Below are 20,539 nucleotides of genomic sequence, written 5' to 3' on the forward strand. Positions count from 1 at the left end.
ATCCCCATACTTAGCTATCAATTTCATAAACAAAATTAAAACTAGCCCAGTTACTCAAATCAAAAGCATAAACATCTGATAAATTAGGAACTAAATCAGGGGTAACGCCACTACCTTCATGTAAATCTAAAAGAATAGCTTGGGCTACCGCCACAGGATTTTCTAAAACAATTACGGATTCTTCTTCTAAACTATTTTTACTGTTTTTATATAGTTCATTAAACGTATTATTAAAAGGCGATTGAGAACAAATAATAACTAATTCCCCAATACCCTGATTACCATTATCTATTAATTTAATAGCACTTTTATCATCAGGAATAGTAAAAATTTTCTGAGCATTTACCATAACATTTTGAGTGGAAAAATAGGCGATCGCCCTTCCCGAAGAATTAAAACCAACTATAATATAATAGAGATCATAATCATTTTCATTGTGGATAGAAATAGAAAAAGAAGAACCAGCAGAAATATTAATTAACTGCTTCTGTTGAGCAATATTAGGAGTAGTTTTTAAATTAGACTTTTGATTATCTAATGCCGTACTGTAAGAAGTTTTCTGATAGCTAATATAACTTTGTTTATTTTGAGAATATTCTACCGCCACCCTAACAGGTAAACGAGAAGCATTACTATTGAGAGTTAGATTCACCAACTTTTGAGCTAACTTATTTCTTAGAGGGCTACTCAACCGTTTAACCGCCGTAGATACCGCCTCATTAGGAATTTTTGCCATGGTATTGGGTAACACAACCCCCGCCTGAGAAAACAAACCATAACTACCATTAGAAGTTAACTTCCCTAAAATACAATCCCCATAAGCATCCCCCAAATTAATCGCCTTAATATCTCCCACAGAAGTCAAAGCACTGGTAGCATCAACCCTTTCAATTCTTTGTAAACTACTATCTAAACCCACCATCAAATCAATTTCCCTAGGGATTACCCTCACCGCCTCCCGTAACACCAAACCAGTTTTTACCTTATCCACACCCTTTAAAATAACACCCTTAGCTTTATTTCCCATCAAAGAATTAACTTGAATCACCACATTTTGGGAAAGATCAATTTCTGTGGAAAAACAAGAATTTATACCATAATTAAACAGCACTAATAAAGGTAAACCGACTAAATCAAACTCTACATTATTATTAGCATTTACACTTTTTATCACCGTATCACCATGATGTTCTTCATCCGCCGAAATATAATAAGGGGCAAGATCATTTTTTATTGCTAAACTAATATTTGTATATTTTAACTCCCCATTAATAAGAGCAATATTCGCCGCTACTTTTTTACTCAAAATTAAATTATTAATAGGAGCAACATTTTGCCATAAAGAATGGGTTAAACTATAGGTAAATAAACCAGCATTAAAACCATTACTTGTAATTTCCGTCGCTAATCCTTCTGTCGCCGAAGTAAAAATTGTTCCCCCCGATTTATTCCCCTTTAACAAAGAATTAGAACTTTTACTTTTTTGTTTAATCTCCTTATTAAAAGCTAACTCCTTACTACTAATAATAGGAATATTATCACCACGATAGGACCTTAACCATAACTTAGTTGCCGTGGAAACCTCAAAAGGTTGATAACTGGTATCTAAAATGAGAGTATAGCGGCTAGTTTTCAAAGATTGACATAGACTAATTAAACTATCCAACAAAATATCTTCATTATTACCATCACCCTTAAAACTACTACCAGAGGTAATCAAACTTTCCGTTAAATTCTCATCCCCATTATTTAACCTTACCTGTCGTCCATACCCACTAAAATGAAATACAACTATATCATTTTCCCTTGCCTGTTTTGTCAAATGCTCATCAAACGTAGTTAAAATCGACTCCCTTGAGGCTTCCCCATTAATTAAACTGACAACATCCCCAGAATTAAACCCAAAACGAGAAACCAACAACTCCTTTTGCAACTCAACATCCGTCACACAACCCCTTAAATTATTATTGCCCGATGGGTATTGATTAATTCCCACCAAAAGGGCTAACTTTCGGGATTCATTTGCCCCCAAGGCTTGGGCATAACGGCTTAATTGATGGGTTGGTAAAATTGTTTCACCAAAAAAACCTCCCAAAGAGGCAATACTTAAACCAGCCCCCTGTAAAAAAGTACGTCGATTAAGTTTCATAATTAGGTATTAGGCAATTGATATTTGATTGATTTGTGAAAATTAAATCTTTTCATTTATGAGGAGTAGCTACATTTACCAGAAATTAACTATTTTCTGTCCATGCCTTCATTTTACCTTGATTCATTAAACCATAGGGATCAACCATCCGCTTAAATTTTAGTTGCTCAGGTTCAATTTGTTTTCTTCCTCCATCTTCTAATATATAGGTATGGGGATTGGCAATAAAAGCCCCATTTTGTTCGTGATATTGGATAATTTCATTTAGTCGCTCTTCGCTAGTATATTTTACTAGCTGTAATCCTGCGGGGATAGCCTTACCGCCCACCCTCATAAATTCAAGGTGTATCATTACTTCATCCCCAAAATATTTATACATTTGCTCAACTTTATCTAGGGTAAAAAAGAAGGTTTGTAGATAGGTAATATTCGGATTAATGGCACGGGCATGGAGGGTGGTATGATTCCAAGTAAATTCTGTTAAATTAAGGCTATTTTTTTTCTCTAAATTTTCTTGATAAGTAATTTTTCCTTGATGTTTTATCACTAATTCTGATAGAGAGTTTAGGGAGTTTTCACTAATAGTTAATAAAACGCAGCTTTCTCCCTTTGGTAAATATTTTTTAAGAGCCGTAAAATATTCAGGAATAGGACTAGCATGGACACTAATTAACCTCTTAATAATGCCATCACTATCCCCTAACTCTTGTCCAAATTTTGCCGCATCCATAAAGTTGGGAAAAGTGGCGATCGCATCTAACCAATTATAAGCGGGAGCGAGGGGAATTTCTAGTTCTGTGATAATACCATTGGTGCCATAGGCATGGTTAATTTGGTTAGTTTCATCTCCTTTTAATTCCAAAATTCTTGGTTCATCCTCAAGGGTTACAACCCTTACTCGGTGAAGATTACCCCTATCCCTGAGTTGCCCATAATTTATGGAGCCAATGCCCCCACTACCACCCCCAAAAAAGCCTCCGATGGTAGCGACTTTATAGGTTGAGGGAATCATGCGCAATTCCCATCCCTCTTGCCTAGTTGCCTTTTCTAGGCTTGCCATTTTTACCCCAGCTTGTACACAGGCACAACCATTTTTAATCCAGTGAATTTGCTTCATCTGAGTCATATCTAGGACAATGCCACCATTAAGGGGAATACATTGCCCATAATTTCCCGTACCAGCGCCCCTCACTGTGAGCGGTATTCTATGTTTTACACAAATTTGAGCAACTTTTAAAACCTCTTCTTCACTACTAGGTAAAACTACTAAATCTGCTTTTTTATCGGCTAATTTATCTACTAAAATAGGACTAAAATAGTAATAATCTTGGGATAAAGTTTTAATCTGTTTGGAGTCAATTATTGTTTTAATATTTCCTAGTTCATGAATTATATTTTGGTAATTAATAGAAGACATATTTATAAAAACTTAAAAATAAAAATTAAAGATAAACAAAAAATATACAACTATATAATAACCTTTAGAACTTTTTTTATAAACAATTCTTTGACTTTACCGCAAAATTTTAAAAAATCTTTCCCCAACAAATCGGCAAACCACAAATAATAAAACTATGGGTAATGGAGTATTTCCCAGAATATATTTAAACTCTACCATATTTCCCCAAACCTTTAAAGCTCAACAGTTTAACCAAACTCCTGTTCGATAATACGCCAATTAGCGGCCGTTACCGCAGGTTCAAGGCTCAGACGGCTGACGATTTGTTCCAAAAATCCATCATCACGGGTTTGAGTGACCATTTCTGCTTCTACTTCTACTTTATCTATAGTATCCTCTATGTCTTCACTAGATAAAGAACGTAATTTCATTTTACCGCTGTTAAGGGATTGCAATAATAAAGCTCTCACATGGGCTTCGTCTTTGCTGTGACACATTAAAGAACAGACATAACACAACTCTAGTTCGGTGTTTTCTAGGGGTTGTTGATTGATACGATAACCGAGGGGACGCAGTACGGTATTGGAGATGAGAACGGCGATCGCACCCATGAAAGCCTCAGAAATGAAACCAGCCCCAGCTAAAGCCCCGATAGCTGCCGCACACCAGAGAGTAGCCGCGGTGTTTAACCCTCGGACGCTCAAACCTTCTTTGAGGATTACCCCCCCTGCGAGGAAACCAATACCTGATACCACCTGAGCAGAAATACGAGTAGGACTAGCATCATCAGGGGTAAGCACTGAAAGCATGACAAACAAAGCCGAACCCGTGGCAACTAGGGTATTTGTCCTTAAACCTGCCATTCTTTGGCGCCATTGTCTTTCAAAACCGAGCGCCGAACCGAGCAAAAATGCCACAGCAAGGCGCATGGCGAACTCTAAATTTTCCACACTTTTCTCCTATTTATTGCAATTTATCTGGATTTTACCACTACGGTTCAAATAGCGAGGTTAAGGGAAGGTTATTACAATTGATAATGGATAATGGATAATGGATAATTGAGAATAAAACTTTAGTGGTTTACCAGACTGTTAAAGAGTAAAAGTCTTTGATCACAGTATCCTTCGTAATCAATTCAGCTTGATACTTATCTGCTAAAGCGACAATAACTCGATCCGCAGGATCTTTATGTTCCCAGTTTAATTGAACACTATTAACCCACAGACTGACATCAATGGGAATAATTGAGACTACGTCTGAACGCATGAGAGTATTTATATATACATCCAAATTAATTCCCAGATCTAATTTTTTTCTTTTTACCTTTAGGGCAATTTCCCATAATGAAATTGAAGCAACTAGACCATTTTTTGCCTTTTCCATTTTCTCACAAGCACTTTGAGCATTAGTGGATAAACACTCAGGATCTAAACTCCACCAAATTAAAGCACAAGTATCTAAAACAATTTTCATAACTCACTACCCCATTCTCCAGTGGTAGGAGAGGTTAAGTCTTCGTAATATTTTACTTTTCCTCTAAGGGGAGAGAATAATTCCTCGGTGGTAGGAGATACTTGATATTGACAAATTTTAATGATAGGTTTGCCACCATCAAGAATGATAATATCTTCATTTTCCCTTTGTAATTTGTCGATAAGTTCGTCTAGTTGGGCTTTTAGCTCTTGTTTAGTAATTTCCATGGCATTATTTTATTCTCCATAATTTTATTTTAGCCAAACCTAATCAATTGATGATGGGCGTTGTATATATCGCTCCACCAATATTTATACTATTCCCACTAACCAGACGACGAGGGAAAAGTAAATCCATAGTCCTACAAAATCTTTAATGGTGGTAACAAAGGGATCAGCCCCTGGGCCGTGGTCAAAGCCTAGTTTGAGCATTATCCATGGTAAGGATGCACCAAGAATAGCACCGAGGGTAACTACACTGACAATGGCGATCGCAACGACTAAACCCATCTGGGGAACACCATTGGGAACCCCCTGCCAAAAGTAAGCAATACCACCAGCGATTAAGCCCAAAATTCCCCCAATCATTAAACCGATGCGAGTTTCACGGAAAAAGTAGGGAAGATAATTGCGTACATCAATTTGATCCCATGCCAACCCTCGGGCGAAAATAGTGGTTGACTGAGTTCCCACATTACCCCCCATATCCATCACAAGGGGAATAAATACCGCCGCAAAGGGCAATACTGCCAAGGTTTCCTCGAAGTTCTCAATCACTCCACCGACGATAAAACCCCCAATCAGAGTAACGATTAGAAAGGTAATTCTTAATCTAACAGCATAGGTTATAGAGCCTCTGACTAACTTATCGCTCCATACTTTATCCCGACTGAGTAGATTCCCAATCCCTGCTTGGGCAAGGGCTGTATCGGTGGCATCTTCTTCCACTAGGTCGATAATATCATCAAAGGAGATATTCCCAATTAATCTTCCTTCTCCATCAACCACAGGAAGGGCGGGAAGATCATTATTCCTAAGGATTTTAATGGCTCTCTCATCGGGATCTTTGGTTGCCATAGCGATATTTTGCCCTTCCATAATACTTTCAAGGGTTTGACTGGGATCACACCGTAATAGGCGCACGGTACGCACAAAACCTCTATAGTATTTTTGTTCGTCAATGATGTAAATAAGGGCTAATTGGTTGGCGGTAAGGCTAGAGTGTTGGATGGCGGTTAAGACATTTTCTACGGTGGTGTTGGGTAAAACTGCCATCTGCCGTAGGTTCATAATGCGCCCTACGGTGCCTTCGGGGTGTTTGAGCAGGATGTCAACGGAAATGCGATTTTGAGGCGCTAATTTTTCGATTAATTCTTCAGCGAATTTACTGGGTAATTCGTCAAATAATCTTACTAAATTATCGGCTTCTAGGTTGGGGATTAGATCCATAATTTGTTGATTTTCCATGGATTCAATTAACCCTGCTTGATCTTCAGATCTCAAACATTTAAAAACTTTAATCGCCTTTTCCTGTGATAAGGAATTGAAAGCAAAAAGTCTTTTTTCGGGTTCAATTTGCATCAAAAGTTCTGCTAATTCCACCGCAGGTAAATCTAACCCTGAGCCTTGTTGATAGTCTTTGATATGTTCCCAAATATGGTTAATCCGTGCGATCGCCTCTGTGGGAGTAATTTTCCCCCCTGTTTGTAGCGAAGAAATTAGCTCCACTTGGTGGGTAAAATCCTGTAAATTGACATTAAAAAATAAGTCTTCGGGATTTAATTGACCATAGTAACGGGAGATTCTGCTTCTTTGTTCGTTCATTGTATTTACCTATATTTTTTTCATTGATAATGTTTCTTGAAACTGTTTTTTGCCTTTCACTTAAGCTATTCCTATCAACCAAGTGGCTAAAGAAAAATAAATCCACAGTCCGACAAAGTCTTTAATAGTGGTAATGAGGGGATCAGCACCTGGGCCATGATCAAACCCTAATTTCAACATCACCCAAGGTAAAATAGAACCCAACATCGCCCCCAAAGTCACCACCAAAGCGAGGGAAATTCCTACCACCATGCCCAATTGAGGGATTTCGTTGGGAATACCCTGCCAAAAATAAGCCACAATACCTGATACACTTCCTAAAATCAGTCCCATTAAGATACCGATGCGGGCTTCTCGGAAAATGTAGAGAAAGTAACGATTGAGGTTAATTTGTTCCCATGCTAAACCCCTAGCAAAAGCCGTAGTTGACTGGGTTCCAACGTTACCCCCCATGTCCATCACCAGGGGAATAAATACCGCCGCCGCCGGGATTTCTTCTAATACTTCCTCAAAGGTTTCGATGATACCACCTACTAAAAAGCCCCCTACAAGGGTAATCAAGAGAAAGGCAATGCGGATGCGTACGGAGGAAAAAGCTGAACCTTTGACTAAGGTATCACTCCATGCTTCATCTCTACCCAAGAGGTTCACTACCCCCGCCTGAGCAAGGGCGGTTTCGTCTGCTTCTTCTTCTACTAAGTCGATGACATCATCAAAGGTAATGTCTCCTACCAAGCGCCCTTCGCTATCTACTACGGGAATGGCTGGAAGGTTCACTTCTCCTAAGAGTCTGACTGCTTCTGAGGTGCGATCGCCCGTCATCACTGCAACGGTATTATTTTCCAAAACATCCACTATCAAAGCCGTGGGATTACTTTTAATTAAATTAACAGTACGCACATAGCCCTGATAATGTCGCTCATTATCGATCACAAAAATCATTTCTAACTGGTTATCATCCAAATCAGAATTTTTGACCAAATCCAGAGCCTGAGCTACCGTTGCCCTAGTCTTTACCGAAATGATCCGTAAATTGGTAATTCTGCCGACACTGCCTTCGGGATAACCCAACAAAATATTAACCGTTTCCCGTTCTTGGGTGGGTAAATTGGCAATCAACCGCTTAACTACCTTGGCAGGTAATTCATCAAAAAGTCTTACTCGCTCATCGGCTTCTAACCCTTCAACTAACCCCATAACCTCTGGGCTTTCCATCATTTGAGTCAATCCTGCTTGATCTTCAGGACGTAAATATTCAAATACCTGCGCCGCTTTGTTTTTTTCGAGTAAACGAAATGCTAACACCCTTTTTTCGGGTTCAATATCCATTAATAGTTGAACTAATTCGGCAGGGGGAAAACTATTTGCCTCTTTTTTTGCCGCTTCTAAGGCATAGGGTTCCAATAAATCTTTGAGTAAATTACGCATTTTTTACCTCTTTCCATAATCATTTTTTTGTTTGATAAATAGATAAGAGAAAATATTAAATAATGAATTATCTAGGAATTTGTTGCACCAAAATATGCCGATACCTTACCCCTCACTTTGTACTGTGATATTTTTATGAAAAAATATTTAAAACCTACAAAAAATTATCTAGCAGTCCTAAATTATTAGTCAGAACTTAAAATTTTTAGATTAATTTCCCTTTAAATTTACGGAGAACTACGAGCAATCTAAGTTTTCTATAAAAATGCACAGCAGTATATCATTATCTATCCATAAAAGAATAAAAAAATACAAAGCGAAATTAGGGATAAATAGCTAACAACTATTTCCCAAAACAATTATTAAAGGTTAATCTCTTTCCCTTTAAGCCACTTTCTTTAGTAGTGACTAGAGAAATAACCTTATCAAAAAGATATATTATATTCTACCAATCAACTACCAAGTACCGTGTCCGCTAGGGTCAGGATCTTCCTCTACTGTCATAGATTTCACCGTTACGATTTGGCTACTACTACCAGAAGAATCCATATACTTAATATTTTCTTTAATTATTTAATAAATTTCCGATGGGATTGAGTACAATCACCACAAGCAAATGTAACAGATATTATTTTTTTTGTCAAGATTTATTTAATAAATAGTAAAAGTTTATGATTTTCTTCATAGCATATGAAATACTAGGAATTGTTGTTCAATTATAAGGGTTAATTTTTTTATTTGCTAATCATTAATATTGACTAAAATTATGAGCTTTTTTTATCCCTAAAGATTGCCTTAAGGACTAAAATCTTTGAATGTGTTACCATTTGACTAGAATAATGCGCAACAAATTTGTAGTTTTCTGGAAACTTATGACTTCAAAGGTATCATCTCCTACACCTTTACCTAGTTGGTTAAAAGCCCCCATCGGTAAGGCATCGGAAATTTCTCGGGTGCAAAAAATTGTTAAACAAAGGGAAATTCATACTATATGTGAGGAAGGACGTTGTCCTAATCGGGGAGAATGCTATGGCAATGGTACGGCTACTTTTTTGTTAATGGGGCATATATGCACCCGCAGTTGTGCTTTTTGTCAGGTAGATAAGGGAGAAGCACCCATGAATCTTGATCCTGATGAGCCGAAAAAGGTGGCGGAAGCGGTAAAATTATTAGGGTTGCGTTATGTGGTGTTGACTTCGGTGGCACGGGATGATTTGCCTGATGGGGGGGCTAGTTGGTTTGTGAGGGTAATAGATGAGGTGAGAAGGGTTAATCCCACTACACAAATTGAGGTGTTGACTCCTGATTTTGGTACGGGAAAAGATGCTCAAAATCAACAGGCGCTTAGGGTGGCTACGGTGGTGAGAGCTAAACCTGCTTGTTATAATCACAATGTGGAAACGGTGCCACGGTTACAGAATCCTGTGCGTCGGGGGGGTAAGTATGAGCGCTCGTTACGGGTTTTGCAGTTGGTGAAGGAGTTTGATAATACGATTCCTACGAAGTCTGGTTTAATGTTGGGTTTGGGGGAAACGAAGGAGGAAATTATTTCTACTTTACAGGATTTGAGGGGCATAAAGTGCGATCGCATTACCATCGGTCAATATATGCGTCCGTCGTTGGCTCATTTACCCGTGGAAAAATATTGGACTCCCGAAGAATTTGACGAGTTAGGGGCGATCGCCCTTACAATGGGTTTTAGTCATGTTCGTAGTGGCCCCTTGGTACGTAGTTCATACCATGCAGGGGAATAGATAATTAGGCTGTTTAACAAAATGGAATCGTGAAGGTAATTGACAATGGTGGAACAGTATTATTTCACTGTAGCATATGTAATTTTTTATTTTTAAATGTGTTTTTTATGACAAACTTAGACAGAATTACATTAGATCCTCAAGTTATGGGCGGTAAACCTTGTATCCGTGGGATGCGTGTTACAGTAGGAACCATTGTAGGCTTAATGGCAGAAGGATATACACCGTCTGACATCCTAAAAGCCTATCCTTACCTAGAAAAAGAAGATATTTATCAAGCCTTAGCTTATGCTTCATGGCGTAGTGAAGAAAAAGAGGTTGCTCTGATTGTGTAATGAAAATTATCATCGATATGAATTTATCTCCTGATTGGTTGCCAGTGTTTTATCAAGGAGGCTATGAAGCATTACACTGGACACAGGTAGGCAATCCCAGAGCAAAAGATACAGAAATTATGACATGGGCTGTTCATAATGATTATGTCGTTTTTACCCATGATTTGGATTTTGGTTCACTCCTTGCTGTAACAAAAGCTAATAAACCTAGTGTAATTCAAGTGAGAACCCAAAATGTTTTTCCCGACAAACTAGGAGAATTAGTTTTAAATGCTCTCAAACAATTTGAATCAGAGTTAATGATGGGGGCTTTAATTACTATCAACCAAGCAAAGGTAAAAGCAAACATCCTACCTTTAAAATAACAATAAAGGATAATGGAGTTTTTTAAAACATGACCATTCCCAATACTCAGAAATTGGGCATTCGTACAGAAATCGGGGCATTCTTAAAACTAGCCGTACCTCTAGCCAGCGCTCAGGTGGCACAGTTGACTACAGGATTCACCGATACCGTGATGATGGGACACTTGGGAAGCGAGATTTTAGCAGCGGGTGCGTTAGCCTCCATTACCTTTTTCTCCATTATGATAGCCACCAGTGGCATTGTCATGGGTGTTACCCCTCTAGTGGCAAACGCCTATGGTGCAGGTAATAAAAATGAAATCGAACAATTGACCCGACAAGGATTATGGTTATCATTACTTCTATCTATTCCTATTATGGTGGCTACCGCCCATTTTGATAGTTTAGGGGGTGCATTAGGATTAGATGTAACCACCGTAGAATTAGCTAGTACATACCTTGATATTATGTTATGGGGATTGTTTCCTGCTTTGGGCTTTGCTATGTTACGGGGGGTGGTTTCTGCCCTATCCCAAGCTCGTCCTATTTTTTGGATTGTAACCATTGCCACAGGGTTAAATATCTTAGGTAACTATGTTTTAGGGTTTGGTGTATGGGGTTTTCCTCGCTTAGAGTTGGCAGGATTGGCTTTAGCTTCTACCCTCGCATGGTGGGGGATGTTTGGTGCTTTAATCGTCTATCTTTCTGTTAGTCATCATTTCAAAGACTATCATTTCTTTGCAAATCTCCATCAGTTAAAACCCAAAAAACTCTGGAAGTTGTTGAAAATAGGGCTACCCATCGGAGTATTTACAACCCTTGAGGTGGGGGTATATACAGTCGTAAGCTATCTGATGGCAGAATTTGGTACTAATGGGTTGGCAGCCCATCAAATTGTTTTTCAAACCATGAATATCATTTATATGGTGCCATTGGGTATGTCGTTTGCTGCCACGGCAAGGGTGGGTAAATGGGTTGGACAAGAGAATATGCGGGGAATCCGTCAAGCAGGGTTAGTTAGTGTTACGGTGGGAACTTTATGGAGTATTTTTGTAGTAATTTTGTTGTTGGTATTCCCTCAGCAAATTGTGGGGTTATATATTAATGTGCTTGAGCCAGAAAATGCGCCTATTGTATCCCTTGCAGTATCTATTCTACGGGTAGCGGCGATCGCCCATATCTTTGATGGAGTTCAAAAAATTGCCTATGGGGCGTTGCAAGGTTTACAAGATACCCATATACCGATGGTTTTGAGTTTCCTTTTTTACTGGTGTATTGGCTTAACTTGTGCTTATTGGTTCGCCTTCGGGTTAAATTTAGGGGCTGTGGGCTTGTGGTTAGGACTTTTGATTGGGGTGGTAATTGCCTCTGTGGTTTTTGTGTGGCGATTTCAAACTTTAGCAGGAAAGCAATGAATAATGGATAATGGATAATGGATAATTGAGAATTGACAGTAAACCATTATTAACTGTTGCCTGTTCCCCGTTCCCTCTTCCCCGCCACGATTAATATATTATTACTATAAGATTTAGTATTATTAATTAATTTAGTTTTTGATAAACATGAAATCAAAATTTATTCCCGTAATTTTGGCAGGGGGAAAAGGTGAGCGTTTTTGGCCATTGAGTCGTCGTCAGCGCCCGAAACAGTTTTTATGTCTTGATGGCACTGGTATCAGTCTTTTACAGGCTACGGCTAACCGTCTTTTACCTTTGGTGGATGGTTGGGATAATTTGATGGTGATTACCTCGGCTTTGGTGGCGGAAAATGTTAGGCAACAACTACCTCTTTTACCTTCAGAAAATATTTTAGTTGAGCCAGAGGGCAAAGATACTGCCCCCGCCGTTACTTGGGCTAGTTTGGAGATACAACGACGTTTTGGGGGAAGTGCGATCGCAGGTTTTTTTCCCGCCGACCATTGGATTAATTCCCCAGAGGGTTTCATCAAAACTATTTTAGCAGGTATCGAGTTTGCAAAGAGCCAAAGGGCGATCGTCACCCTCGGTATTACTCCTAACTATCCTTCTACGGGCTATGGCTATATTCAGCAGGGGGATAAGGAGGAGGAAATAAATAATTTACCTGTGTACAAAGTAACCCGTTTTACTGAAAAACCAGATCAAGAAACTGCCTCTAAATTCATCGCTACGGGGGATTACAGTTGGAATAGTGGGATGTTTATTTTTGAGGTTGATTTTGTATTGCAGGAATTGGCAAAATTTGCCCCAGAAATATTTAAACCTCTGCAAGAAAAAGGTGCGCAGGGTTATCTTGAGTTAGAGAAAATTAGCATTGATTATGCTTTGATGGAAAAAACTGCTTCTGCCTATGTATTACCTGCCGATTTTCCTTGGGATGACTTAGGAGATTGGAATGCCCTTGAAAGGTTGTTATCAAAAACTGATGAGAATATTACTAATACCGATAGTATCAATTATCAGACTAAAAATTCTATTATCTATAGTACCGAAGAAAATGAAATAATTATAACCATAGGATTAGAGGATGTGGTAATTGTGAGGGATGGTAATGCTACTTTGATAGTCAATAAACATCAAACTCAAGATATTAAGAAAGCCTTAAAATTATTGCAAACTAAAGATAATTCTCAAGATTTTTTATAAGTATATATTCGTAGTTTTACCTCTAGGATGCTCATTCTATTTAGACTTTTTTATCTTGACTATCCTCTGACACTTTCTCCCATAAAAGCGTTATTTTCCTTGATGGCATTTTGTGAGGTAGTGTTCAAAAATTTAAGGATTTGTTGCCCTGCACATTGAGGAGATAGGTAGTGAAAAAAATGACTTCCTTGATTGACTAAGCAGAGATAGTCTTCTTTTTTTAGGTGGGGTTGCCATTGCTCAATGTCGTGGCTAGGAATAATAGCATCTTCTGCACTGCCACACACCATCAAGGGCTTGTCAATTCCTCCTTTGAGGATGTCTGAGGTTTGATAGAGACTATGGGGAGATAGGGAGTATGTCAGGGCTTTATCGAGGATGTTAATGAATGCTTTTTGGTAGTAATGGTTTTGGTAATGGAAAAGATGGTGAGATAGACGAGTTAAGATAATTTCTCGACTACAGGGAAAATTTTTGAGCAGATTATAATAATACTCTACCCAATCTTTACTGGGGTTTACTCCTACTCCTAAAAGGGTTAGGGATTTTATTTTCTCTGGATGTTGACGAGCATATAATAAGCCTAGTAATCCTCCTGTACTATGACCAATCAGGTGTACTGGTTTTTTTGCCATGGTTAAGTAGTCGTCTAAAAGTGCGATCGCACCTTCCAAGGAACACCCTTCATCCTGATTTTGTTCATATTCCCATTGTCCAATGGACAGTTGACGGGATAGATATTTGATAATGGGTAGGTTAAACCGTTTGAAGTAAGTATTCGTATTTAACCATAAAACATCAGGATGCTTGAACATAATTCTCAATTATAATGACAATGAATTTACAATTTTAAAAAAGTTTTAAGCAAGATCTATCATCTCGCCTAAAACAAGTAACCGATTCACTTAGCTTCTCTGTTTATAAAAGCTAAACTTAGCTTATCCTATTTTATTTTTTATTGCAAGTAATTATCATTAAAATATTTTACCCATGGGAGAATATTTGAGTGAAGTAGTTAATAACCATCATCTTTTGCCCCTTGCCTCTTACCTTTTGAGGAAACTGTGACATTAGTTACAATCAAAAACATAAATATTAAGTTATATTGTGAATAAGTCAACTATTAAGACGAGAATAGGTATTTATGGCAATGTCAACTATTTCGACTGGTTTAGGCAAAAATCAAGAAATTTGGAATAACCTCAAAAAGGCGATCGCAAAAAGCTCTGGTTTTAAACAGTGGCAACAGGACAAAAAATCTGTATCCTCAAACACCGATGAGCAGGTGAAAGAATATTTACGCTCTACTTTAGAAACCCTTGCGTATTAGCTTTTTCATTTTCCCACCATCCAAAAGAGTGGGATTTTTTTTCCGTTGGTTGACATATACAAGGTAGGAAACCTAGAATATAATTCATCCGTTCAGAAATACAAAAGTTATTTATATATCCTGTGTATCAATTATCTACCGCCAGAAACCCCTTAGATCTTGTTTCCGTTAATAGTCAATTGATTGATTGTAGCGCAGGGGCGATCGTTGATTGGGCAAATCAACAATTTGGGGAACATCTGGTAATGAGTACCAGCTTTGGGATACAGTCAGCGGTAATGTTACATCTCGTCACCCAAGTAGTACCCGATATATCGATAATCTGGATTGATACAGGATATTTACCCAAAGAAACCTACGTTTTTGCCGAAGAATTAAGCAACAGATTAAACCTCAATCTCAAAGTCTATCAATCAGAAATGAGTCCTGCCAGAATGGAAGCCCTTTATGGAAAAATTTGGCAAGATAAAAGCGTTGAGTCTTTAAATCTTTATGACCGCATCAGGAAAGTAGAACCCATGCAAAGGGCATTAAAAGAATTAAAAGCTGAAGCGTGGTTAGCAGGTTTAAGACAAAATCAAACAAAATTTCGTCAGCAGTTGGAATATGTCAATAAACAAGGGGAACATTATAAAATCCTACCCATTTTGAAATGGAGTTCCCGAGATATTTACGAATATTTAACAGAGCATGATTTGCCCTATCATCCCTACTTTGATAAAGGTTATGTATCCGTGGGAGATTGGCATTCTAGCCGTCCATTAAGTGCTAGTGATGATGATGAAAGGGATACTCGTTTCCATGGGGTTAAACAAGAATGTGGTTTACATTTACCCCTTAGTAATGACGAAGCCCAAAGTCTCGATTCTAGTCAATTGTAAATGAGGGAATAGGGAACAAGCAATGGGCAACGGTGATAAAAAACAGATTTGTAGGGTGGGCAATAATCACCCACCATTGTCAACCTTAAAATAACCTTAGTAGAAGTCAACTCAATTACTTTGTACTATCGCCTAATTATTTAAACTGTTTCATGAGGGTAGCCATTTCGATGGCATTCATGGCATAGCCCCAGCCGTGATTACTTTTTATTCCAGCCCTTTCTAAGGCTTGTTGCATGGTGTCAGTGGTTAAAACACCGAAAATAATCGGTATGCCTGTTTGTACCGATGCAGATGCTACCCCTTTGGCTACTTCGTTAGATACATAGTCAAAATGAGGAGTATCACCCCTGATTACCGCCCCTAGGCAGATAATAGCATCATATTTTTTTGTTTCTGCCAATTTACGGGATACTAGGGGAATTTCAAAACTACCTGGTACCCAAGCATAGTCCACCTGTTCTCCTTCGGGGTTTACGTCAATGCCATGTCTTTTTAAACAGTCTTGACAAGCTGTTAATAATTTACTGGTAATTAAATCATTAAAACGCCCGATAACTAATGCAAAACGAAGATTGGGGATGTCTTGGGTAAAATTACCTTCAAAAACTGCCATATTAAAAAATAAAAGATTACTTATTGTGAGGAAAATAATAGGGCTTACAGAAAAGCCCTTTTTGATTAAAAAAATTATTGTTTACTCTGTTCAGAAATTCTTGAAGAAATATTAATTTTTGTTAAGAAGTTTTGAACTTAAACCACGAAAAAGTTGAGTACGGCAACGGCAACGACAAGGGCTATCCACAAACCAGAGCCGATATAGAGAATAGATTTAGACTGTTCCCAGTTTTGGGGAGAGGCGTAAGCAACGGGTACATAAACAATCATGATAAAGGAAAAAAGAACCAATGCTGTTAAGAGTAATTGGAATATAGCTCCCATGTTTTTTAAATCTCCTTGAATATATTTTTTTACTAAACAAACTTTCTTCAAATAGTTTATGCTAATTTGGGACATTCTGGGTAGTCATTTGGGGATTTGAAGCTCTAGGGATGCTAAAGGTAATCTATTTTTGCTCCGTTATGATTATGGGATGTTTGCCATTCAGGTTAATATATAATGGGTAAAACAAAAAGTTCAGTTTTGAGAAAAATATTGATATTAATAACCTTTTATGACTGATATGGTATTAGGAAATGCTATAGTTACTCCGACAAAGTCTGACCAAACTGTCCGCAAACCTTACCCTAATTATAAGGTTATCGTTTTGGATGATGATTTTAATACTTTTGATCATGTGGCTAGTTGTTTGATGCGTCATATTCCGAAGATGACGGAGGAGTTGGCTTGGAATTTGACTAATCAGGTACATTTTCAAGGACAGGCGATGGTTTGGGCAGGACCTTTGGAACAGGCGGAGTTATATCATCAACAGTTAAGGAGAGAGGGTTTGACCATGGCACCATTGGAGGCATCATGAGTAAGTCGTCGGAAGGACGCATTGTTTGGAATCATTCTACCCATCTGGATGGTTTGATTCCTATTTTGGAAAAGTTGGTGGTATATGAGGGGGTTCGCACTATTACCCCAGCGGTTTTGAGTCGATCGCGCAGTCACATTCCCCATCTAAAATTAAAGGTTTCTGTGCCGATTCGAGGGGGGTTTAAGCTCATTGCCCGTCAGGGGAAAAGTGTACAGGAGGTTTTTATTATTACTGATTTGACTCAGGATGAGTTGGAAAGTGCGATCGCGGATATTCTTTAAATGAGGTAATAGGCAATAGTTTTTTGTTATTGACCAATCCTCAACAGGTTAAAGAATTGTCCATTGTTAATTGTCAATTGTCAATTGTTTCTTTGGTGGATCCGTGATGATACGATAGCTTATAGGATCTTTACAGTTATTTATATATGGCAACAATTAACGATAATTATTTAAAACTAAAGGCTGGTTACTTATTCCCTGAAATTGGTAGAAGGGTAAGTGCTTTTGCTCAAGATAATCCTGAAGCGAATATTATTAAGTTAGGTATTGGAGATGTCACCGAACCTTTACCCCAAGCCTGTCGTGATGCCATGGCTAAGGCCATTGAAGATATGGGCGATCGCACCTCCTTTAAAGGATATGGCCCTGAACAAGGATACGGCTGGTTAAGGGAAAAAATTGCCGAAAACGATTTCCAAGCCCGTGGGTGTGATGTATCCCCCGATGAAATCTTCATCTCCGATGGTTCTAAGTGTGACTGTGGCAATATTTTAGACATTTTTGGCAAAAACAACAAAATTGCAGTTACTGACCCTGTATATCCCGTTTATGTAGATACTAACGTGATGGCAGGACACACGGGAGATGCTAACGAGAAGGGAGAATATGAAGGTTTAGTTTATCTCCCCATTAGTGCCGATAATGATTTTACCGCCGAAATCCCCGCCGAACCCGTAGATTTAATTTACCTTTGTTTCCCCAACAACCCCACCGGCTCTACCGCCACCAAGGAATATTTACAACAGTGGGTAAACTATGCCAGAGAAAACGGCTCTATCATTCTTTTTGATGCTGCCTATGAGGCATTTATTACTGACCCCACTTTACCCCATTCTATCTTCGAGATTGAAGGGGCGAGGGAATGTGCGATCGAATTTCGTTCTTTTTCCAAAAATGCAGGATTCACAGGAACCCGTTGCGCCTTTACCGTAGTACCCAAAACCCTCAAAGGACAAGCCAATGATGGCTCTGAAGTAGAACTATGGAAACTTTGGAATCGTCGTCAATCCACCAAGTTTAACGGCGTATCCTATATCGTGCAAAGAGGTGCCGAAGCGGTATATTCCCCCGAAGGAAAAGCCGAAATTAGTGAGTTAGTCAATTTCTACCTCGAAAATGCTAGTATCATTCGCCAAGAATTAACCAAAGCAGGTTTAACCGTCTATGGTGGCGTGAATGCCCCCTATGTGTGGGTAAAAACTCCCGATGGTTTATCTAGTTGGGATTTCTTTGACAAACTTCTTCACAACGTCCATATCGTAGGTACTCCTGGTTCTGGATTTGGTGCCGCAGGGGAAGGTTATTTCCGCCTTAGCGCTTTTAATAGCCGTGAAAACGTTATCGAGGCGATGAAACGTATCACCACAACTTTTAATTTCACTTAATTTTTTCTAATATAGTCACAACCATTGGGGCAAATCTTTTCTTTGAGAAGGTTTGTCCTTTTTTCGTTTTTATGCCACTTGTAAACTTTTTTGAGGCAACACACAAAATAAGTTTGATAAAACTCTTAATTCTTCAGGATAGCAAGGTTTGGGATAGTTTTCTAACCAGACAGGAGGTACAAGCATCGGCTCATATTCCTCTACATAATATATTTCCCCTCCATTTTGCTTAAATTGAACTGGGGTGCCTGGCAGATAGATTTTTGCTTCTTCTTGTTCCCATGTTGTGCAATTCATACCATTTACCTTACTTTATAGTTTCTGTATAAAATTATACCAAATCGTAATTAAATGTCAGGAAAACTTAACACTTTAAAATATATTGGCACTTTGATCATGGGTACTTGATGGGTGACATACAATGAAAATGTAGTGAAACATTGATATAGGATCAACAATGAAAACTTTATACGAAAAATTAGGCGGAAAAGAAGCCGTAGATGTAGCTGTAGATATGTTTTACGAAAAGGTATTGAATGATGAGAGAGTAAAACACTTTTTTGTTGATACTGATATGAAACAGCAAAAAAACCACCAAAAGGCTTTTATGACTTATGCTTTCGGTGGCACAGATAAATTTACGGGGCGTAGTATGAGGGATGCCCATAAAGATTTGGTAGAAAAAATGGGCTTAACCGATGTTCATTTTGATGCGATCGCCCAAAACCTTGTAGAAACCCTCCATGAATTAAATGTATCTCAACAAAATATTGATGAAGTTGTAAGCATTGTTGGTGCAGTGGAACATCGCAACGATGTTTTAAACCGTTAATAGTTCAGCTAGTCAGAATCTCTTGTTGCCGAAAGAGTTAATAAAAAACAAAGATTTTGATTAGCATTTAGGGCGTGGGGTGCATTACTAGGCATCACCACGAAAACCCCTTTTTCCAGCTTAATGTCTTCCCCTTCCAAAGTTAAAATTCCTTCCCCTTCAATAACATTAACCGTAGCGTTACGGCTGGAAGTATGTTCAGAAATTTCTGTGCCTTTTGCTAAACAAAATAATGTATATTGACAATTTTTATCCTTGAGTAAAACTTTACTTAAAACACCTTCAGAAGGATATTCAATATGTTGATCAAGGTTAATGAAACTAGATTTTAACTCAAGTATAGACATAATATTTTGTCAAAATTAATGATTAATTCAGAAAACTCAATCTAGCAGTAAAATTCACTTTTATCCAAAACAATCTCACCGTAACCCGGAACCCAACTTACCCAAGTACCTGCTTTTTCTTCGCACAATAGTAATGCTTCTTCTTGACTGTAATCATTAGGAGCTTGATTTAACTTAACCCATGAATCACGATTATAGGTGATGTGACATAAGGGATTCCAGTCTGTAGTTAGAGATTTTTTTGCCTCTGTAACCTTATTTGTTGCTGTAGCTAATTTAACCAACATAGCTGTACTCCATAAAATAAAAATTAATTTTAATGGAAACCTTTTTTAGCAAATATATACTAAAAACATTTCTGTATATTATGATACAAACTATCTAAGTAATATAAAAGAATGTTATCAAAAATTAACATAGTTAACATAAGAAAAAATTATGATTGCAGTTTTAGTGTTATGATTGAAGTCAAAATATAGTATAAAAAACTATCTTTTTTGCTGTGTTGAATTACGAGAAAAATATGCTCATATTGACACTCCCACCGACAAATCAAAGATTATGTCGGGGGATTCTAGCTTCACAGATTCGTGGCTAGACGAGTAAACTCGCCCCCGCTGCGACCATCTCCACTAGCCTTTTCTTGGACGGGCTGCCCGACCGCCACTAAA

Annotated in this window: 24 protein-coding genes; 11 read left to right on the forward strand and 13 right to left on the reverse strand. The window is 38.2% G+C overall.

All coding sequences use genetic code 11. The features are described from left to right. Positions 1 to 10: 10 nt before the first annotated feature. The 7 genes from ACXITR_RS02365 to mgtE (ACXITR_RS02395) all read right to left on the reverse strand — a co-directional run bounded on the left by ACXITR_RS02365 (position 11) and on the right by mgtE (ACXITR_RS02395) (position 8,272). Positions 11 to 2,149, reverse strand: coding sequence for a caspase family protein (locus tag ACXITR_RS02365; RefSeq protein WP_457995627.1), 2,139 nt, complete (start codon positions 2,147 to 2,149; stop codon positions 11 to 13). An 85-nt stretch (positions 2,150 to 2,234) separates the two neighbouring features. Continuing rightward, positions 2,235 to 3,566: an FAD-binding oxidoreductase gene (locus ACXITR_RS02370; protein WP_457995628.1), complete on the reverse strand. Its 1,332-nt coding sequence runs from the start codon at positions 3,564 to 3,566 to the stop codon at positions 2,235 to 2,237. Positions 3,567 to 3,796: 230 nt separating this feature from the next. After that, positions 3,797 to 4,498: an MgtC/SapB family protein gene (locus tag ACXITR_RS02375; protein ID WP_457995629.1), complete on the reverse strand. Its 702-nt coding sequence runs from the start codon at positions 4,496 to 4,498 to the stop codon at positions 3,797 to 3,799. Between the two features lie 130 nt (positions 4,499 to 4,628). Next, positions 4,629 to 5,021: a type II toxin-antitoxin system VapC family toxin gene (locus tag ACXITR_RS02380; RefSeq protein WP_457995630.1), complete on the reverse strand. Its 393-nt coding sequence runs from the start codon at positions 5,019 to 5,021 to the stop codon at positions 4,629 to 4,631. Next, positions 5,018 to 5,248: a type II toxin-antitoxin system Phd/YefM family antitoxin gene (locus tag ACXITR_RS02385; RefSeq protein WP_457995631.1), complete on the reverse strand. Its 231-nt coding sequence runs from the start codon at positions 5,246 to 5,248 to the stop codon at positions 5,018 to 5,020. Before ACXITR_RS02385 ends, ACXITR_RS02380 begins: the two co-directional genes overlap by 4 nt. Before the next feature lie 84 nt (positions 5,249 to 5,332). Continuing rightward, the gene (gene mgtE, locus ACXITR_RS02390) at positions 5,333 to 6,844 is read right to left on the reverse strand and encodes a magnesium transporter (protein WP_457995632.1); all 1,512 of its coding nucleotides are present in this window, start codon (positions 6,842 to 6,844) and stop codon (positions 5,333 to 5,335) included. 60 nt (positions 6,845 to 6,904) lie between these two features. Further along, positions 6,905 to 8,272 (reverse strand): magnesium transporter, encoded by a 1,368-nt coding sequence (gene mgtE, locus ACXITR_RS02395; RefSeq protein ID WP_457995633.1) that lies wholly within the window; start codon positions 8,270 to 8,272, stop codon positions 6,905 to 6,907. 872 nt (positions 8,273 to 9,144) lie between these two features. On the opposite strand from mgtE (ACXITR_RS02395), the gene lipA reads away from it, so the two are divergent. From lipA to ACXITR_RS02420, 5 genes are all read left to right on the forward strand, one after another. After that, positions 9,145 to 10,026 (forward strand): lipoyl synthase, encoded by an 882-nt coding sequence (gene lipA / locus ACXITR_RS02400; protein ID WP_457995634.1) that lies wholly within the window; start codon positions 9,145 to 9,147, stop codon positions 10,024 to 10,026. 107 nt (positions 10,027 to 10,133) lie between these two features. Next, positions 10,134 to 10,361, forward strand: a complete 228-nt coding sequence (locus tag ACXITR_RS02405; RefSeq protein WP_457995635.1) for a DUF433 domain-containing protein — start codon at positions 10,134 to 10,136, stop codon at positions 10,359 to 10,361. Further along, a complete protein-coding gene (locus ACXITR_RS02410; protein ID WP_457995636.1) occupies positions 10,361 to 10,726 on the forward strand; it encodes a DUF5615 family PIN-like protein in 366 nt (121 codons plus the stop codon). Before ACXITR_RS02405 ends, ACXITR_RS02410 begins: the two co-directional genes overlap by 1 nt. A 29-nt stretch (positions 10,727 to 10,755) precedes the next feature. Continuing rightward, complete coding sequence (locus tag ACXITR_RS02415) at positions 10,756 to 12,120, forward strand: MATE family efflux transporter (RefSeq protein WP_457995637.1); 1,365 nt, start codon at positions 10,756 to 10,758, stop codon at positions 12,118 to 12,120. Between the two features lie 147 nt (positions 12,121 to 12,267). Continuing rightward, positions 12,268 to 13,329 carry a mannose-1-phosphate guanylyltransferase gene (locus ACXITR_RS02420; protein ID WP_457995638.1) on the forward strand — a complete coding sequence of 354 codons (1,062 nt, stop codon included), beginning with the start codon at positions 12,268 to 12,270 and terminating at the stop codon, positions 13,327 to 13,329. 59 nt (positions 13,330 to 13,388) lie between these two features. Here ACXITR_RS02420 and ACXITR_RS02425 read toward each other — a convergent pair whose 3' ends face one another. Continuing rightward, on the reverse strand, positions 13,389 to 14,144 hold the full coding sequence (locus ACXITR_RS02425; RefSeq protein ID WP_457995639.1) for an alpha/beta fold hydrolase: 756 nt from the start codon (positions 14,142 to 14,144) through the stop codon (positions 13,389 to 13,391). A 335-nt stretch (positions 14,145 to 14,479) separates the two neighbouring features. Here ACXITR_RS02425 and ACXITR_RS02430 point away from each other — a divergent pair, with 335 nt between their 5' ends. Beyond that, a complete protein-coding gene (locus ACXITR_RS02430; RefSeq protein ID WP_457995640.1) occupies positions 14,480 to 14,659 on the forward strand; it encodes a hypothetical protein in 180 nt (59 codons plus the stop codon). 122 nt (positions 14,660 to 14,781) lie between these two features. Continuing rightward, complete coding sequence (gene cysH, locus ACXITR_RS02435) at positions 14,782 to 15,540, forward strand: phosphoadenosine phosphosulfate reductase (RefSeq protein ID WP_457995641.1); 759 nt, start codon at positions 14,782 to 14,784, stop codon at positions 15,538 to 15,540. Between the two features lie 136 nt (positions 15,541 to 15,676). Here cysH and ribH read toward each other — a convergent pair whose 3' ends face one another. Next, positions 15,677 to 16,156, reverse strand: coding sequence for a 6,7-dimethyl-8-ribityllumazine synthase (gene ribH, locus ACXITR_RS02440; protein WP_457995642.1), 480 nt, complete (start codon positions 16,154 to 16,156; stop codon positions 15,677 to 15,679). Between the two features lie 137 nt (positions 16,157 to 16,293). Beyond that, a complete protein-coding gene (psbZ, locus tag ACXITR_RS02445; protein ID WP_069790382.1) occupies positions 16,294 to 16,482 on the reverse strand; it encodes a photosystem II reaction center protein PsbZ in 189 nt (62 codons plus the stop codon). A gap of 232 nt (positions 16,483 to 16,714) precedes the next feature. On the opposite strand from psbZ, the gene clpS reads away from it, so the two are divergent. The 3 genes from clpS (at position 16,715) to ACXITR_RS02460 (ending at position 18,689) form a co-directional block, all read left to right on the forward strand. Beyond that, complete coding sequence (gene clpS, locus ACXITR_RS02450) at positions 16,715 to 17,020, forward strand: ATP-dependent Clp protease adapter ClpS (protein WP_457995643.1); 306 nt, start codon at positions 16,715 to 16,717, stop codon at positions 17,018 to 17,020. Next, the gene (locus tag ACXITR_RS02455; RefSeq protein WP_457995644.1) at positions 17,017 to 17,304 is read left to right on the forward strand and encodes a DUF2103 domain-containing protein; all 288 of its coding nucleotides are present in this window, start codon (positions 17,017 to 17,019) and stop codon (positions 17,302 to 17,304) included. Before clpS ends, ACXITR_RS02455 begins: the two co-directional genes overlap by 4 nt. Before the next feature lie 146 nt (positions 17,305 to 17,450). Continuing rightward, positions 17,451 to 18,689, forward strand: coding sequence for an LL-diaminopimelate aminotransferase (locus tag ACXITR_RS02460; RefSeq protein ID WP_457995645.1), 1,239 nt, complete (start codon positions 17,451 to 17,453; stop codon positions 18,687 to 18,689). A gap of 69 nt (positions 18,690 to 18,758) precedes the next feature. Here ACXITR_RS02460 and ACXITR_RS02465 read toward each other — a convergent pair whose 3' ends face one another. Next, the gene (locus ACXITR_RS02465; RefSeq protein ID WP_457995646.1) at positions 18,759 to 18,986 is read right to left on the reverse strand and encodes a hypothetical protein; all 228 of its coding nucleotides are present in this window, start codon (positions 18,984 to 18,986) and stop codon (positions 18,759 to 18,761) included. Positions 18,987 to 19,146: 160 nt separating this feature from the next. On the opposite strand from ACXITR_RS02465, the gene ACXITR_RS02470 reads away from it, so the two are divergent. Further along, complete coding sequence (locus tag ACXITR_RS02470) at positions 19,147 to 19,521, forward strand: group I truncated hemoglobin (protein WP_457995647.1); 375 nt, start codon at positions 19,147 to 19,149, stop codon at positions 19,519 to 19,521. Positions 19,522 to 19,529: 8 nt separating this feature from the next. On the opposite strand, the gene ACXITR_RS02475 is transcribed toward ACXITR_RS02470, so the two are convergent. Further along, positions 19,530 to 19,868 carry a cupin domain-containing protein gene (locus ACXITR_RS02475; RefSeq protein ID WP_457995648.1) on the reverse strand — a complete coding sequence of 113 codons (339 nt, stop codon included), beginning with the start codon at positions 19,866 to 19,868 and terminating at the stop codon, positions 19,530 to 19,532. 41 nt (positions 19,869 to 19,909) lie between these two features. Then, the gene (locus ACXITR_RS02480) at positions 19,910 to 20,155 is read right to left on the reverse strand and encodes a hypothetical protein (RefSeq protein WP_457995649.1); all 246 of its coding nucleotides are present in this window, start codon (positions 20,153 to 20,155) and stop codon (positions 19,910 to 19,912) included. Positions 20,156 to 20,539: the final 384 nt, after the last annotated feature.

Source organism: Cyanobacterium sp., assembly GCF_054166785.1.

What these genes read in the sequence shown, in the direction of transcription:
- ACXITR_RS02365 (WP_457995627.1), bottom strand. Translation starts at nt 2,149, where the DNA reads ATGAAACTTAATCGACGTACTTTTTTACAGGGGGCTGGTTTAAGTATT.
- ACXITR_RS02370 (WP_457995628.1), bottom strand. Translation starts at nt 3,566, where the DNA reads ATGTCTTCTATTAATTACCAAAATATAATTCATGAACTAGGAAATATT.
- ACXITR_RS02380 (WP_457995630.1), bottom strand. Translation starts at nt 5,021, where the DNA reads ATGAAAATTGTTTTAGATACTTGTGCTTTAATTTGGTGGAGTTTAGAT.
- ACXITR_RS02385 (WP_457995631.1), bottom strand. Translation starts at nt 5,248, where the DNA reads ATGGAAATTACTAAACAAGAGCTAAAAGCCCAACTAGACGAACTTATC.
- mgtE (WP_457995632.1), bottom strand. Translation starts at nt 6,844, where the DNA reads ATGAACGAACAAAGAAGCAGAATCTCCCGTTACTATGGTCAATTAAAT.
- mgtE (WP_457995633.1), bottom strand. Translation starts at nt 8,272, where the DNA reads ATGCGTAATTTACTCAAAGATTTATTGGAACCCTATGCCTTAGAAGCG.
- lipA (WP_457995634.1), top strand. Translation starts at nt 9,145, where the DNA reads ATGACTTCAAAGGTATCATCTCCTACACCTTTACCTAGTTGGTTAAAA.
- ACXITR_RS02405 (WP_457995635.1), top strand. Translation starts at nt 10,134, where the DNA reads ATGACAAACTTAGACAGAATTACATTAGATCCTCAAGTTATGGGCGGT.
- ACXITR_RS02410 (WP_457995636.1), top strand. Translation starts at nt 10,361, where the DNA reads ATGAAAATTATCATCGATATGAATTTATCTCCTGATTGGTTGCCAGTG.
- ACXITR_RS02415 (WP_457995637.1), top strand. Translation starts at nt 10,756, where the DNA reads ATGACCATTCCCAATACTCAGAAATTGGGCATTCGTACAGAAATCGGG.
- ACXITR_RS02420 (WP_457995638.1), top strand. Translation starts at nt 12,268, where the DNA reads ATGAAATCAAAATTTATTCCCGTAATTTTGGCAGGGGGAAAAGGTGAG.
- ACXITR_RS02425 (WP_457995639.1), bottom strand. Translation starts at nt 14,144, where the DNA reads ATGTTCAAGCATCCTGATGTTTTATGGTTAAATACGAATACTTACTTC.
- ACXITR_RS02430 (WP_457995640.1), top strand. Translation starts at nt 14,480, where the DNA reads ATGTCAACTATTTCGACTGGTTTAGGCAAAAATCAAGAAATTTGGAAT.
- ribH (WP_457995642.1), bottom strand. Translation starts at nt 16,156, where the DNA reads ATGGCAGTTTTTGAAGGTAATTTTACCCAAGACATCCCCAATCTTCGT.
- psbZ (WP_069790382.1), bottom strand. Translation starts at nt 16,482, where the DNA reads ATGGGAGCTATATTCCAATTACTCTTAACAGCATTGGTTCTTTTTTCC.
- clpS (WP_457995643.1), top strand. Translation starts at nt 16,715, where the DNA reads ATGACTGATATGGTATTAGGAAATGCTATAGTTACTCCGACAAAGTCT.
- ACXITR_RS02455 (WP_457995644.1), top strand. Translation starts at nt 17,017, where the DNA reads ATGAGTAAGTCGTCGGAAGGACGCATTGTTTGGAATCATTCTACCCAT.
- ACXITR_RS02460 (WP_457995645.1), top strand. Translation starts at nt 17,451, where the DNA reads ATGGCAACAATTAACGATAATTATTTAAAACTAAAGGCTGGTTACTTA.
- ACXITR_RS02465 (WP_457995646.1), bottom strand. Translation starts at nt 18,986, where the DNA reads ATGAATTGCACAACATGGGAACAAGAAGAAGCAAAAATCTATCTGCCA.
- ACXITR_RS02470 (WP_457995647.1), top strand. Translation starts at nt 19,147, where the DNA reads ATGAAAACTTTATACGAAAAATTAGGCGGAAAAGAAGCCGTAGATGTA.
- ACXITR_RS02475 (WP_457995648.1), bottom strand. Translation starts at nt 19,868, where the DNA reads ATGTCTATACTTGAGTTAAAATCTAGTTTCATTAACCTTGATCAACAT.
- ACXITR_RS02480 (WP_457995649.1), bottom strand. Translation starts at nt 20,155, where the DNA reads ATGTTGGTTAAATTAGCTACAGCAACAAATAAGGTTACAGAGGCAAAA.